Below are 14,944 nucleotides of genomic sequence, written 5' to 3' on the forward strand. Positions count from 1 at the left end.
TGGATTATCCCTCTTACGGTCCTACCGCGTTCCTTACAGGGGTTCAAGCACGTCAATTTTAGGCCCTTAAGTTGGGGAGTACATCGCGTCCCGACAGCCGCAGCTGACGGCGATGTGGCTTTGCCTCATAATTGCTGCCAACGATCTCAATACAGGATATATGGACGCTCTTGGTGATGCCCATCGCGGCCGGCACCTCCTAATACAGAAGACGCTCTTTGTAATTCGGAAGATGACGATGACGCTTGTAGAGAAGTTGCAGCCCAAACTAACTGCTTTGGCCAAAACGAAGGCTGCGAAACGGACCATCGCCTATTTCATGAAACGAGGTTTAGAGCTGTCGTCGCTCCTGCAGTACTATTTTCCCCAAAATAGGCATGCACTGAAGATTTCAGGACGGATACTTATTTATCTAGAACAGTATTCCAAAGCTGTAATTCCTCTTGAAAAAGCATCAAACATTTCCCCAGACAGCATATCAATTTGGGAAGCACTTAGCCTCTGCTATAGGAAGGTAAATAGGCCGTGGCTCCAATTGGAAGCCGCACGTAACGCAGTGCGCGTTGGACCCGCCACTCCGCATCGACTCGTCCGCCATGCAAGAATTGCACGATCAATGCACCGGTATGAGGAATCGGCGGAGAGCTATGATCGAGCTTTGCGGCTAGATCCGAATCGTACCTTATGGCAGCTCGAACGAGCGGACCTCATGCGTGAATCTGGTCGATCAGACGCAGCGTCGGCTTCATACCTTGAGATAGAGACAGCATCAAACTTATCAGCAGTTCAGAGATTTGGGATCGGGCACCTGCTGCAGAAGGAGGGTCGCTGGGCGGACGCCGCGGTTGAGTACGAACGGCGCGCACGATCAGTCAATGATGCAGAATTGTTTTACCGCACCGCTCAGGCGTTCGACTACGCATATGAATGGCAGCAATCGGAAAATTGGTACAATAAGGCAGTTACCGAGAAGCCCAGTTCACACTGGTACAAGAGACTAGGCTTCGTGCTGGAGCGAGCCCGAAAGCTCGACGAAGCGGAGCGTGCGTATAAGCGTTCGCTTCAGCTAGGTGACACGGTAGGAGTTAATTTTCGCCTCGGCTACGTAAAGTCGTTGCAGAGTAAATGGCAAGAGTCTGCCTTCTTCCTACTTAAGTCGTTTGGGGTTAACTTGGCGTACCTTTCGTCGGTTGAGGACACCACCCACGTTATCCCTGTAATTGAAAACATGGATACGGCCTACCTACAACGGGCTGCGGACGGCGCGTTCGGTCGATGTGAATGGAGCCAAACCGCTTACATATTTAAGCTCTTAATCGATAGAAGCGACAGCTTGAATACCGGCTATCATGTGAAGCGGTCGACTGCGCTTTACCTGAATAGTGAATTTCAGGAGGCAGTCCGGTGCCTTCTAGAGGCGCGTGTGGATGCCAATCATTTTGGCATGGATCATGCAATATTTAAGCGAGCACATAACCGTAAGAATCTTGAAGACTATACCTACATGCGTTCTGCGCTGGCGCTGCAGGACCGTACGATTGTGTATGAAGCATTCGGCGGTCAATCGATGGCTTGTAGCCCACTTGCTCTTTTTAGATCGTTACTAAGTGATCCAAACTACGTCGGATGGCTACATGTCTGGGTTCTGGAAGACGCGATGGCGGTACCAGATGACTATAAAAATCTTCACAATGTAATCTTCATTAGAAAAAATTCATTCAATTATCTGCGCTTTCTGGCGTCCGCGAGTCATCTTATAAACAACAGCACTTTTCCTGCATGGTTTGTCCGGCGAGAGGATCAACGATACCTAAACACTTGGCACGGCACGCCTCTCAAAACTCTAGGGATCAAGATGAGAGGCCGCTTCCTAGAACACGCCAATGGCGCCAGGAATTTCTTGCAAGCCACTCACTTGATTGTACCGAATGAGCACACAGCGAAAACCACTATAGAGGATTTCGGAATCGAAGGACTTATTGAACATAAGCTCAAGATCACAGGCTATCCACGATCCGACCTCACGGTGTCCCCAAATTCCGAGAGCCTAACCAGAGCGCGTGAAATTCTAGGTCTGCAGAATGGAATTCCTGTCGTGTTTTACGCTCCAACATGGCGTGGGACGCATAAGGGCGTAAATGTGAATATTGCACGCCTACGGCGCGATCTCGATGCTATGAAAGCAAAGGGATTTCAAATTGTGTATCGCGGTCACTCGATGGAGCAGAGGGAACTCCATGGCTTGAACGTTGATGTGATAATCGCGCCACCAGAACTCGATACCAGTGAAATTTTGGCTTTGACCGATATTCTAGTGACCGATTATTCTTCAGTGTTCTTTGAGTTTATCCCACTGAAAAAACCCATTATTTTTTACGCATTCGACCTAGAGGAGTACTCCGCTGAGCGCGGATTCTATCTAAATATCAATGATATGCCTGGTAAAGTTGTTGAGTCTCTGGATCAGCTTCTAGACGCGCTCGAAGACTTTACAATTGATGAGACTCGCTATGCGGAAGCGGCCGCACGTTTTTGCCCATACGATGACGGAAACGCTACCTCCAGGGTAAGAGATTTCTTTTTCCATGAGCTACCGTCAGAGAGTGAATGTTCAAGGAAGAAGCGAACCCTGTTTTATGCGGGCCCGTTTATGGCAAATGGGATAACAGCATCATTTATCAATCTAGCTACGGCTCTCTCTGAGAAAGGCGTCACCGGATACCTCGGCGTTGATGTAGCAGCGATTGAGAAGGATGAAGGGCGACTTGCAGCTGTACGAGCTGTTCCAAATGAAATGCAACTAATTGGGAGAGTTGGCTTGATGCCAATGACTCCTGAACAAAGATGGTTGGTGAGCGCGGCGCTAGGGATGAAAAATATCCCTAACCAAAATATCCGCGAAATCGTCTCTAATGCTTACCTGCTGGAGTTTAGGCGGGTATTCTCGTTTGTCAGATTTGACAACGCAGTCCAGTTCGAAGGTTATAGTTACTTCTGGTCAATTCTTTTCAGCAGCTCTGCAAGTACGCAAAAGATCGCTTTCCTCCATAACGATATGTATCAGGAGTGGTACACGAAGAACCCGGCCTTGGAGTACCTGTTCAGGACATATCGTGAATTTGATCGACTGGTTTCCGTTAGCAAGGATCTCGATGAACACAATAGAGGCAACATGAGTGATAATTTTCTGCTGCCAGGGGATAAGTTTACATCTGCGATGAATGTAATTTCTCCGCAAGCGATCGAGAAAAATAGCCTTGAGCCTGTAGACGAAGACCTCCTGCCTTGGCTTGCCGGGAGCCGAACGTTTGTGGCTGTTGGCCGCCTGTCTTCCGAGAAGGATCACATTAAGCTACTAAACGCTTTCTGTGAGTTAATTCAAGATTACCCCGATGCGAAGCTTCTAATCATAGGAGACGGTCCGCTACGCCAAATGCTAGAAAACTTCATCAAGGTTTCCGGACTAGCTTCTTCGATACACCTCGCCGGACACCGGTCGAACGCGTTCCCCGCGATGAGGGCCGCTATGGCGCTCGTGCTGCCGTCGAATCATGAGGGTCAACCAATGGTTCTGCTTGAGGCGCTATCTCTTGGCATAAAGATAATTGCGACTGACATACCTGGCAACCGCGGCGTGCTGCGTGACCGTTTCGGCTTTCTTGTACATAATAGTATCGAAGGGCTTCGAGAAGGCATGAAGTTGTGTCTAGATGACGCGCTTCCTGAAGCTGCAGTCTTCGATGCAGACAGCTACCGACAGGAGGCAATCCAGGAATTTCTGAAAATCCTATCTCAGCCAATCGATTGCACTGTAACTTCTCAGCATTAAGCAGTGCTGGCGGGCGACTTATGCGACCCGACAAGGCAAAGGCATTCAAGGGTGAAGCCGTAGATCAGTGACGCAGCACGGAACCGGCCGCCGCGGTGGGGGCATCACTAATGAAGAGTAGGCCCAGCGCTCATATGGTTCTAGGTGTAGAGCCAGGGGACGCCTTGTTCCTAGGATCTGCTTTCTGCCGTCACGCTTGCGCACCGTCAGCTTCTCCTCCCAAGGGAATGCCAATCCTTCTTCTGGTTCATGAAGATTCCCTGCCGGTCGGGTATGACGTTTATGCGCCGGTGACCGAAGCGCCGCCGCTCGGCACCACTTTCCTCATTGCCCTACGAATGGCCGTATCGTCACGCAGCGCAAAGTGGTTTCACGTGCTCGACCGATAAAGCGATGGACCACGTATGCCCGACGCTGGCTCACCAATGCCGTGCACAAACCTAAGCCATCGCATTCCAATTTGCATCTGGCGTCACCATCCAGCCGCAGCGACATTATTCAGGATTGCCTTGTTCCGCATGGCCTCTCCGAGCAACTTCTACGTATTGCCGTTCTCTTCCTCGAGCGCTTTTCACCTTGCTGACATCGGACACGTCTATGCCGCCATAGTTCGCCTTGTGCTTTTCTAAAGTTGAATCCGAGGTGCCGTGCTTGCAACAGACATTAACCGTCTTCGCGCCAGCCTCCTGCTCCTTCAATATTATGGTGATCGGATCTCGCGTAAACCATGTACGCTTGAGTTGTCCGTCTTCTTGATGGCTTGAACGCTCTCATTGGCTTGCTAAGAGTTCGAAGAAACCCGTGCCCCCCACCGAAGTGTTGATCTAGATCACCCACATCCGCGACCTGATGTTACGCCTTAAGGCATTGCAGCCTTTCATCAAGTTCAGACTCCGGCTCTATCGGGCAGCTTAAAACTTATCGACATCTGCCAACGGCAGGCGGAGTTGCAAAAGGGTTGGCCACTCGTTGTTAATATGCTGTGCATGAAACATATCTAAAAGGGCACAAAATTTTATAACGAGCTCCCCTGGGATCATTGCGGAAATCGCCGTTCACATCCGCAAAAGCCGACGCCAAAGCGGTTTTCGTTTTAAAGCCGCCAGCTCACGCTCAGCTGAACGGAGCGACTTGTACATATCGCGTACATAAAGTTGTGCTCTTGAGGGTCGTTCGTAATGCCCTGTCAACAGATCGTCGACAGCCCGCTTAGCAGTCTCTAGCACATCAGGATCACTAACATCCGTCATTAATTCAGCTCGAATGGTGTCCAACTGATGCTGCATTTTAATGGCGAATCCTTTCGCGGCTTCAACGGCGGCTGCGAGGTCCTCTGGACTCTCACAGACGATGCCGAGCTCATGCCGGCGCCGATATTCGATCGACTCCAAGTCAAAGCTTTGCGTTCCCACAAGTCGCTCGGCGCCTTCTTGGTACAGGACGAGGGGTTTCCTGGCATATAAACCGTCAAAGATAGCACCGGAAAAATCGCTGATTACAACGTCACAGAGATTTAGCAAATCGCCTTGGTTAGAGTTGCCTCCGTACAGATGCTTAAATCCGAGCGAAGAAGCTCTATCCTTCCACGTGAAATCGCTATGTGTTTCCTGATTATGATGAATTTTTATCAGGATATTATAACGAGACAGCATACGCGATAGTGGATTTAGTAATTTTTCGAAAGAACCTAAGTCACGATATGTCGGCATGTATAATATCGTTTGCTTATCAGCATCTAATCCATGCAGTTCTTTCAAAATCTTTCTTACCTGCTTGTCTCCCCACAGGTTCACACCTGCAAACTTCAAGTTTCCGACGGATATGCTATTGGAGAAAATGGAGACGGCGCTCGTTGAGTATGGGCCGTACATTAGATTAAGATCAGCCAGAGAGCGCCATACCCCATAGTTATGTCGCTCCTTAGCGAGACCATACTGTACGGTTATTAGGCGGCTTCGCTCCAATTTTTCAATCAACGGGAATGGAGTTTGAACGAACAACGCGTCGTAAGTTCCATCAAGCTGCACAAGCTCAAAATAAGAGACTTTTTTAAATCTCTTTGCTTCTGCGCCGTGTTGCCTTGCCAGAAACGGATCCCAGTCCGTGATTTCGCCCAATAGCAAGACATCTGCTTGCTCATATGAAGTCCATAGCTTCTCTATCTGGAGAAACATAAATTCATTACGAACGACAAATGCAAGTCGGAATGGCGCTCGCATAGCTAAGAGGCTACTGCTCTTATCTCCTGTAGGAGCTGTGTCGTCGATATACCATCTGTTCTGGGCAGATATACCACCCTGCACAATGTGTTAAACTCGTCAAACCTACCCGCCCAATCGTCGCCCATCACCAGAACATCAGACCTGTGTTCAATGATATAACGACCCTTTTCTTCCAGGGAGTGTTCGAAAAAAACTTCGTCTACACCAGATATTGCCTGGACGATTTCCAAACGATCTTGTTGAGAATATACCGTCTTCTTCTGTTTTTTCGACCAATTCAATGCATCGGTAGATATTCCAACTGTTAAGTGAGAACCTAAGGCCCTCGCTCTTTGAAGAATTCGTATATGCCCTATATGCAATACATCAAACGTTCCAAAGGTAATAACCCGCGTCATTAAAATCGGCCTTTAAACTAGTCGCGACACCAAATTATGTAACATTTATGACAGTCAGGCAACTACTTTGCGCAAGATACACGCTCGGGCTGAAATTCGGTGAGATAAGGTGTGATTTTCCGAAACTGGCCTTCTCCCGGGTAGGCCTGTAGGGCAGCTGTCATATAACCGTCATCAAATATGTATACATTTCCGGCAGCGTTGGTTGGAGAAATTTAATGGAAAATGCGCATAGAGAAGCAATTAGTAGTGTGCTGCGCGGGTACTTTCCAATGGCGCAAACTTTAACGCTGGAAGAAATTGCGGACGAAATTTACAACTGCATCCGCACGACGCCTTTAGATGTTAGTCGCAATCGCAGATCTGTGGGCTTCGAAGATAGTCAATCAACATTCCAGATTCGCAAGTAATTAATTTTATAGCAGCGGTAGCGCATTTATTGCACGCTCGGTGTATTTAAATTTTGCACTATTCAATATGCCGGCACAGCAGTTTGGATAACTCTTATATAATCAACTGTATTAAGGTTACAATACCTGGTTATCAACTGGACCGAACATCCCGGAATCAATTTTGCAACACTTCCCACCTCATTGCAATTTTCGATTACATTGGAAATCACAGCGCCGGTTTCTTTCTTTTGCGGTTTAGAGAGAATGTCACATTATCGAAATTTGCGTCGATCGTAGCATCCTCGCTTTGGCTGAGCGCAAGCCGAATTGCTTCGTTTTCCATCTAGCTATTTAACTAATGCCGCAATTGCGTCGGTGTCGCTGCTTAACGCAGCACTTAAGGCGCGTTAGTTGCCCTTTGTGAAGGCCAGCCTTATAGAGCAAAGCGGTAGATTAATTATATATTACAAGCAGATGGAGATTCCCGGGTCTGTGAGCAATCGAAATTAATTTGTAGGGCATGTCGACAATTTTCTCATCATCGAACATTATTTTCCTTGGATTAGGGAGGGTAACTTGACTCGAGATGCGACGCTTGTCCTTGATGGCATTGAATATTCTAATATCGAATTTATTGCGGACATAAACGTTGATCAGCAATGTGTTGTTGGTGCTGGAAGGTTATGGGCCCCGAAAGAGGTTATCATAGCGGCTCAGAGTTCAAGGAGTGCGAGTTTGGACCGAACTGCTATCGTTTTTAAGGAGCCAGGTGATGGGAGAAGCATCGGTTTCAGGCCAGCCTAGTGAGGAAGGCAGAGCGGTAGAAATGGTTTAACGGAACGACGGTTTAGGTATGCGCCTCAGCTGAGGCCATGGATTGCTCGCCGAGATAATGGTCTTAACTGGGGCACGGTTTAGCATCTACTGTACCGCACCAAGGCATAAGGCGATACGCGCGTGCACCCGGTCAGCGTGCGACATGATTGTTTACATCGTACCATCGCCCAACATCGATACAGACGGGATAGTGCTCGTAGTGCGCAATGCTGTCGACGACGCACTAAGTTCGCCTATTTCGATTAGGCATGTCTAGCTCTAGCCAAGCGCTCTGTTAAGCCATGACAAAACGCGCCGACAGGCTTAGTGTCGAACCAACGGGCCAAATCTGGTACTTTACCTAACAAAGTACAAACCCGATGGGGAAGCGCTGGACCTGTATGTGCAGGAACTGATCGAGGCCTCTGCACTTAGGGGGCGCCCACCCACACCGGCGCAAATTGTTAAATGGTGTGTCCTTCAGCCCATATGGATGTGGTGCTTCTGGAAGCTCGGGCCGAGCTACTCTTTGGGGATATCGGGCATGGCTTCTACCTAAAACGAGAAACCTCGCCGCCGGGAACCGGAGACGGGGCAGAAGCAGTAGGACTTCAGTCTGGCGAACAAACGTTGTTGAGCGCGCGTTCAGCGTGCAACAACATCAGGAGCCTGACATGAAACGCACCGCTATAATCGCAGCCTTCGCGCTGGTCGCCGCCGTGTCGTTATTCTGGATCGGCTATCAGCCCGAAGAGCAGGCTCTTACGACCACCATCGTTCCGGCCTCCGCAACGACTGATCCCTCTCCGAACTGAAACGCAAAACCCGCCGCGGTGAGGCGACGGGCTGCGGTAGTCTAGTGCATCACGGTTGATGCTTAGCGGCAAACCCGACGCGGGCCGTAGTTCGGCTGATACGTGTTGTCCGAAGCACGGTACGAACGGTAACGGGCTGCACAGCTTTTGCTGCCGCTATTCCGGTTCTGCGAGGCAATTGCGCCGCCGATGATCGCACCTGCGGCCAGACCGCCAATGATGGCAGCGCCATTGTTGTTATGGCGGCGGCCATAGTAGTCTCGGTCGCTGTGACGGTTGCGGTAGTCCCAACGACGATGGTTGGTATAGCGATCACGGCGATCGTAACGATGGCCATTCCGCCGAATGATCCGTCGATGTTCCCGGTACTGTACCTGTTGCACCTCGGTCGTGCCGGCCGCGCTGGTCACTGTCGGTACTGGCATCGCCTGAGCTGGGACGAAACTGGTCAACGCTGTCATCAGCGAAACCAGGATAACTGCGATCTTTTTCATATGCCTTCTCCATTGTGATGGTTCGGAGATAGGATTCATCGTCTGGCTTGTAAGGCGCATAGGACCTTAGGCCCACATGGTACAGTTATCCGTTCCCTCACACCGCCATGCTCAGCTAGGCTGGGTTCATTCAAGCCGCCTTTTTCGGTAGTCTGGCTTCTTGCTGGCATTCCGTATCGTTCGGTGCGTCTCTGACTAAGTGAATTTTCAAAGCTGCGGGACGGCGACAGGGCTCCCTTCCCCGCGGTCCCAGCTGTCAGCCCGGCACTAACGGATAAACGTCTGCCCTCTGGCTTTTCAAATGGTTCAATGCCGAAGGCACTGACGCTCGCTTTCTTTCTCGACAAGCCTCACGTGATCGCGGCAATGCTACTTCGCCAGCACGTCCTCGGCCCGTAGTCGCGTCGATCGCTCTTGCCGATGCATCCATCTCGTCAGATAGGGCTAGAGCGATACTGCCGCTCCCACCCCGCAAAACATAATGCGCGGGGTGGTCCAGGTCGCGCCGCGCTTGCTTAGTAGCACGGCCACACGGCGTCGTGAATCCAACCAGATGATGATGGGGTGGTGGTCTACGCTGCCAACAATGCCGGCTCGATACCCTTGGAGATCGACGCCACCACGGATGCACCAGTGCCGTCGCCCCCGACAAGAGTGACCGTGGGCACCGACGAGACATCGGAGCCACCCCACCAATCGGCCTCAGCAAGCACGACCTGGCCACCAACGATGCGTGCAGTCGCTTGCGGAGGAACTGCGCCTGCATGCGAAATGACAGCGCCAGTCGTGTAGCCCGCACCGCCTGCTGTGACGCTGTAACCCGTGATCCTCTTGTTGGTGAGAATTGCGGTGGCAGTCGCACCCGTGCCAGCGTTGTTGAGCGGCAGAATCGTGATAATGGGCGGATAGTCGTAATCGATCCCGCCATCGCTGACAGGCGTGATGCCCGTCAAGACGCCCCCTGTGAAAGTCGGCGTTGCGACCGGGACGCCATGACCGGAGAACACGACCTGCGGCGCCACCGTCCAGCCTGAGCCACCAACAACGGCCAGAGCCGAGACCGTGCCCCTGACCTTTGCGTGATACACGTCGGTCAGGTGGATGCCGTCTGCGACTGCGCCCAGCCTTACGTAGGATGAGCCCCAAGCCATCGGCGCATGCTTCGTCGGATCCGATTTGCTTTCGACCTGTGCAGCAATATCGCAGATGAGGCTGAGAGGATGACCCGTTTGACCAACACGAACAGTTCCCACTGCGCTTGATCCCGTAGCTGCTGGCAACCGGCCGCTCATAGGTGCACCGTCTCGAAGCCAAGCATTGAGCAAGAGCCGGACGCCGCCTGATGCATACGCCGCCGAGAATGCCGTCTGGTTTGCCAGCGTCACCCATCCGTCTGTCGAGGTTGTGTAGGGCGTGATCGTCGACTGGTAGACCGCCGGAAGAACGCCACGATAAGACTGCCATTCGGCAATCATGCTTGCCTGGACTGCGGCGAGCGAATCCCCACGGGTAACGTCGTTGATCCCCATCTGACATAGCGCAAAATCAATGCCGGACAGCGCCTGAATCATAACTGACTGCGCAGCGTGGTTGGCATTGTAGCCACTGACGTAATCGCCGGGTAGAGTGTGCTTCAGGACGCCGATACCCGCACGACCGAGAACGCGAGCCGGCCAGCCGAAGTTGCCCCAGGCATCGCCAGAGATGTCACCGCCACCCGCTGCACCGTTGGCGATACTGTCCCCTCGGACAACGCCAGATCGGCCATCCACTGCGCTTGCCAAGAATGCCGGCACTGCCGAAGGATGGCCTGATGTCAGTGGGTTGCCGCCTTGGCGCTTGTCGCCCAGCAGAGGCATGAGCACGATCGGTCGCTCAATGATGAACTGCAGAACGACGGAAGGAGTGGCCGTGTAGTTGCCGGCGGCTGTGACGTCCACGCGGTAGGCCTTGCCTTGGTAGGTGTAGACGCGTGCAGTAGCGCCAGAACCTGTGCCACCGGTAAAGGTTAGATCGTACCACGGGGCCCACAGCCCGGAACCGGCTTCCGTGATATCAATGCTCGTGATGGCCGAACCGGTGCGAACGACATTGAAGGTCGGAGCCGTGCCCAGCGTAGCCGTCGTTCGAATGCCGTACTCAGCGCCCACGGGAACCTCGACGGCAAGTTCGCCGTCGGTGACATCAAGCCGCGTGCCGCGCAAGATTGTCTTCGTTGGCACGATGTTCTGGTAGGTGTTTAGCGGGTATTCGATATCGACCGAGACAGACTGGTCGTAGTTGTAGGATGCCTCACCGATACCGTCGAAGCGATCGATAACGGCGGTAGCACCTACGCCGTCACCGGTAATCGTCAGCGTCGGGACCGGCCCTGCGGGAAATGAACCTGAAGAATAGTTCAGGATAGCAACGATTTGACCGCCAACGATCACCGGCCGGAAATCATAGCTCGAACCACCACCTGAAGCCGTGACCGTGGCCGTCGTGTAGCCGGACCCCGCGTTCGTAACGCGGATGTCCTTCGCGCTGTTCGCTGCGCCGCTGATCTTGACGCCGGAGAGCCCGACGCGGAGCTTTTTCAACGGTGCGCCAGTTCGATTTATCTGACGAACAGTGCCACCTCGGCCAGTGATGGAGGCGCCATTGACGTAGGTGTCCATGTAGCTGTTGTTGCCCATAGCCAGGCGGGCACCAATGGGCGAGTAGCGCCCTGCGCCGCCCTGCCCTGGGATGCTTCCCTTTCCGATGTAGCTTGCTGTCGAATGCATGCGCGCAACCCGCGCAGCCGACGAATTGCCGGAACGATAAGCCATGTTGAATCCTTGAGAAACGGCCCTTAAGGCACGATGACAAAGCGAACCGGCGGAGACACAACGGTCGTCGGGCCAAGCAGCTTTTGAAGAGGGTTGCAGGTGTACTCGAGCACGACTTCATAGCGAGCCGGGCCAAGCGCGGCAGACGTTGGAACGGTGATCGACCGGCGATAGGTTTCCCTGCCTGCGGTCAGATCGGCGCCAACGGTGTACTGCGGCACGGAATGCTTTTGGCCGGCGGAATCGTGGATCCATCGCTTGGCAACGACAGGGCAGATCCGATTGCGAATGACCTTGTATTCGACTTCGATCGTCCCGCCTGGTTTTGCTTCCGTGTCGATTGCGCGGGCTGCCTGGTAAGTGATGGGGGGTTCTCGGTCGACGACCATGACGGCCATGTTGAAAGAACTCACGGCCACGATCGCAGCCGTGGCTCCGGCGATAAAGCCGTAAAGAATGCGCTTCATGCTGCAGGCACTCCTTTGATCCAGCCCCATATTTTCAGGACGTTTTCGTAGAGCGCGACGGTTGCGATAAAGATCGCGATCGCGCCGTAGATGAGCCACCGCAGGAACCGAGCTACGGTTCGCAGATCGCGCACCATCTTGAAACCGTCACGAACATCGTCCGCCGGCATCTTCACGACTTCCTTGAGGGTCTTGAGCTCGTCTTCGCGCAGATCTGCCAGCCAGCTACGCGTATCCTCGGAGAGTTCGACGAGGCGGCCGGGCACTGGTTCGGTCATGCCTTTACCCCGCAGAGCTTTGCGAGCTTTTCGTTCTCTGCGAGGATCTGACGCTTGGTCTCAGTCGTCATACTGTCGAGGACAGACGGCCTGATCGTGCTCGCGATGTCGCAATAGTTACCGCTTGCCGTCGCGCATCCATTTAGCGAGACCATCGTCAACGCCACGATCATCCAGACCGCTGATTTCATTTTCGACTTCCTTGGATTTTTGTCTGGCACGCGCGTTGTTTTTGGCCACTTCCGCGGCCGCGTCTGCCTTGCCGTCAGTGCGGCCGTAGAGAAAAGCGGAGATGACGATGCCCAGCACCACACCTGCCGCTGCGACATAGCCTTGGATCCTGGCCCATAGGGTGGCGATCATTGCGCAACCTCATTAGTTGTGATGTTCTGGACCAACGCAACCGGAGACTCGACATGCTTGAAGACAAACTGATCGACATCCCCTGCCCCAAATGCGGTCATGAGACGAGAAAGAGCGTCGCTTGGATAAAGGCGAACGAGAGCCTTATCTGCGAGGGATGCGGCGCAACGATCAAAATCGAGGCGGAACAGTTCATCGCCGGAATCGATGAGGCTGAGAAAGCGCTCGCCAAATTGCGGAAATCTTTCGGAAAGTTCGGCAAGCGCAGATAGGATGCGGCGACCTCTCAATGTGTCAAAAGACAGCACAAGGTTTGCTGTAGCCATCACGCCCCTCGCCTCACACGCCGCACGAAGTACCAGACGCCGACAAGAACGCCCGCTACAAGCGCGATCGCGAGCGCCCACTGCAACGGCCCACTGCCAGCGGCAATCGCGCCACAGGCCGACAGGAGGCCGCCCAGCGGGCCCCATGCTTCCGGCTTCTTCAGGATCTCAGGCAAGCCGGTAATCTTGGTATCGGCCTTGGCCGCAGCCTCGATCGGCGCAACCACGGCGACAGGGTCCGGGCCCTTCGCACTGGTCATGCGAAGCGCGTTGCCAACGACGCCAGGCTGGTCTTTCCACTTCTTCAGCGGATCCTTGCCTGTCACGCGGATCGTCCAGCCGCGACCATTCGGGCCAAAGCCCGTGGGCCCGCCCAAACCACGCAGATACTTCATGCGCTCGTCGCAATATGCGATGATCAGCATTCGAACGCCGCCCGGGTAAGCCTTCACGCCGGCAAGTGTCTGCTCGCCGATGTGTCCGTCGATATTGCCGGTATAAACGCCTGCGGCTGCGAGAACGGTCTGCAGCTTCTTGATCGCCGTCGCGGGTCCGGAGTTCACGCCGAAGTCGAAGGCCGCATAATCCAGGCCAACAGGCAGAAGATCGCCGCCGGACTGCGTCCAATAGGATTTTTCGTAGATCGCCGTGGCTTCAGCCAGCGTCATCGCCTTGACCTCGGCGGCCGTGACCGACTTCAGTCCGCGGTGCGCCGCCAGCGTCTTGTGCGTGATGCCGTACTTGGTCGGGCCGCCGCTGTCCGTCTTGGCATTTGAATAGCCGCCCTCGTGCCCGAACATCAGGTCAAGGGCGACGGGAAGGGTTTCCCGCGCCATGGTTGTTTCCTCTTGTGGTGGTGGTAAGGGTTAGGCGGTATGATCCACGGCAGGGCCACGGCGCTGCAGCTCGGATTGAACATCCAAGGTGGTCTTCATAACGATGTCCTTTTGCTGCTTTCCGGCGCTCGACGCTTGCCGACTGGCGCGATCACTTCGCACCCAGCGAAGAAGATCCTTTGGTTTACGCTCTCTCACAGAGTGAAACGGGGCAAAAACCCCATTGTGCACGCCGCAAGCGGGATATATGGCTTAGCGCATACCTCTGTTTAGGCGCTCAAATAGACAACGAAGGAAGCGCTAATGAACCCACTACCGAAGAGCTGATGGAGGCAGTCGCTAAGGACATTGCGGCTGTGCTCGACAAATTGAAAAATGTCGAGACGACAGAAAACCTGGAGTTGTTTAGTTCTGGGTTCTTGTTGCAAAACATATTGGCCGACGCTTAGGCTAAGTTCGAGGCCGAGAAGGACACTCCAGATGAATGCTGAACAAATTCTGCACTTCCTTCGAGCAGCAGACGGCTCGGTCCCGCGACTGAATAATCACTTATCATTCATTATGGGGTATACCCGAGTTCCCAATACCGACCCTGCCATAAAAAAGAGGGCGACTTGGTTTGACCCACAAGGCAACGTTGTGACATTGATACCCGATTTTACTGGGAGTATTGATGCCGCGAGGATGTTTTTAGAAGCAGTTGTTCAGCCAAAAGCTGCTGGCTTTGCGCAACGGTCTGATGGCACCTTCGCACAAATAGACGGCTACCCTCCAGTCAAGGGAGCTACCCCCGCACTAGCTTTGTGTATGGCGGCTATAGAGGCCACGCTGGCAAAAGCGTGATCGCGCTGGATATTGCTAATATATCCACACCCAAAAATCGGAAGCGCCTGCC

General features: G+C 53.2%; 12 protein-coding genes. 4 read left to right on the forward strand and 8 right to left on the reverse strand.

All coding sequences use genetic code 11. The annotated features are described in order from the left end of the window. Positions 1-238: 238 nt before the first annotated feature. On the forward strand, positions 239-3,829 hold the full coding sequence (locus ASG25_RS01905; protein ID WP_162242152.1) for a glycosyltransferase: 3,591 nt from the start codon (positions 239-241) through the stop codon (positions 3,827-3,829). A gap of 1,055 nt (positions 3,830-4,884) precedes the next feature. Here ASG25_RS01905 and ASG25_RS01910 read toward each other — a convergent pair. Further along, the gene (locus ASG25_RS01910; RefSeq protein ID WP_162242154.1) at positions 4,885-6,003 is read right to left on the reverse strand and encodes a CDP-glycerol glycerophosphotransferase family protein; all 1,119 of its coding nucleotides are present in this window, start codon (positions 6,001-6,003) and stop codon (positions 4,885-4,887) included. Positions 6,004-6,667: 664 nt separating this feature from the next. Between ASG25_RS01910 and ASG25_RS23190 the strand changes: the two genes are divergently transcribed. Beyond that, on the forward strand, positions 6,668-6,859 hold the full coding sequence (locus ASG25_RS23190) for a hypothetical protein (RefSeq protein WP_210168453.1): 192 nt from the start codon (positions 6,668-6,670) through the stop codon (positions 6,857-6,859). Between the two features lie 1,472 nt (positions 6,860-8,331). Further along, positions 8,332-8,472, forward strand: coding sequence for a hypothetical protein (locus tag ASG25_RS22500; protein WP_156379924.1), 141 nt, complete (start codon positions 8,332-8,334; stop codon positions 8,470-8,472). 62 nt (positions 8,473-8,534) lie between these two features. On the opposite strand, the gene ASG25_RS01915 is transcribed toward ASG25_RS22500, so the two are convergent. The 7 genes from ASG25_RS01915 to ASG25_RS01945 all read right to left on the reverse strand — a co-directional run bounded on the left by ASG25_RS01915 (position 8,535) and on the right by ASG25_RS01945 (position 14,049). Continuing rightward, positions 8,535-8,966, reverse strand: a complete 432-nt coding sequence (locus tag ASG25_RS01915) for a BA14K family protein (protein ID WP_062468516.1) — start codon at positions 8,964-8,966, stop codon at positions 8,535-8,537. 572 nt (positions 8,967-9,538) lie between these two features. Then, positions 9,539-11,779, reverse strand: a complete 2,241-nt coding sequence (locus tag ASG25_RS01920) for a hypothetical protein (protein WP_062468518.1) — start codon at positions 11,777-11,779, stop codon at positions 9,539-9,541. Between the two features lie 23 nt (positions 11,780-11,802). Further along, the gene (locus ASG25_RS01925; RefSeq protein ID WP_062468520.1) at positions 11,803-12,246 is read right to left on the reverse strand and encodes a hypothetical protein; all 444 of its coding nucleotides are present in this window, start codon (positions 12,244-12,246) and stop codon (positions 11,803-11,805) included. Beyond that, the gene (locus tag ASG25_RS01930; RefSeq protein ID WP_062468522.1) at positions 12,243-12,524 is read right to left on the reverse strand and encodes a hypothetical protein; all 282 of its coding nucleotides are present in this window, start codon (positions 12,522-12,524) and stop codon (positions 12,243-12,245) included. Before ASG25_RS01930 ends, ASG25_RS01925 begins: the two co-directional genes overlap by 4 nt. A gap of 117 nt (positions 12,525-12,641) precedes the next feature. Continuing rightward, positions 12,642-12,887, reverse strand: a complete 246-nt coding sequence (locus ASG25_RS01935; protein ID WP_062468524.1) for a hypothetical protein — start codon at positions 12,885-12,887, stop codon at positions 12,642-12,644. After that, positions 12,884-13,213 carry a hypothetical protein gene (locus ASG25_RS22505; protein ID WP_156379925.1) on the reverse strand — a complete coding sequence of 110 codons (330 nt, stop codon included), beginning with the start codon at positions 13,211-13,213 and terminating at the stop codon, positions 12,884-12,886. Before ASG25_RS22505 ends, ASG25_RS01935 begins: the two co-directional genes overlap by 4 nt. Next, a complete protein-coding gene (locus ASG25_RS01945; RefSeq protein WP_062468528.1) occupies positions 13,213-14,049 on the reverse strand; it encodes a glycoside hydrolase family 108 protein in 837 nt (278 codons plus the stop codon). The genes ASG25_RS22505 and ASG25_RS01945 overlap by 1 nt, the downstream gene beginning before the upstream one ends. A 480-nt stretch (positions 14,050-14,529) precedes the next feature. Between ASG25_RS01945 and ASG25_RS22510 the strand changes: the two genes are divergently transcribed. Beyond that, on the forward strand, positions 14,530-14,892 hold the full coding sequence (locus ASG25_RS22510) for a hypothetical protein (protein ID WP_156379926.1): 363 nt from the start codon (positions 14,530-14,532) through the stop codon (positions 14,890-14,892). Positions 14,893-14,944: the final 52 nt, after the last annotated feature.

Source organism: Rhizobium sp. Leaf384, assembly GCF_001424065.1.
Classification (GTDB): domain Bacteria; phylum Pseudomonadota; class Alphaproteobacteria; order Rhizobiales; family Rhizobiaceae; genus Ferranicluibacter.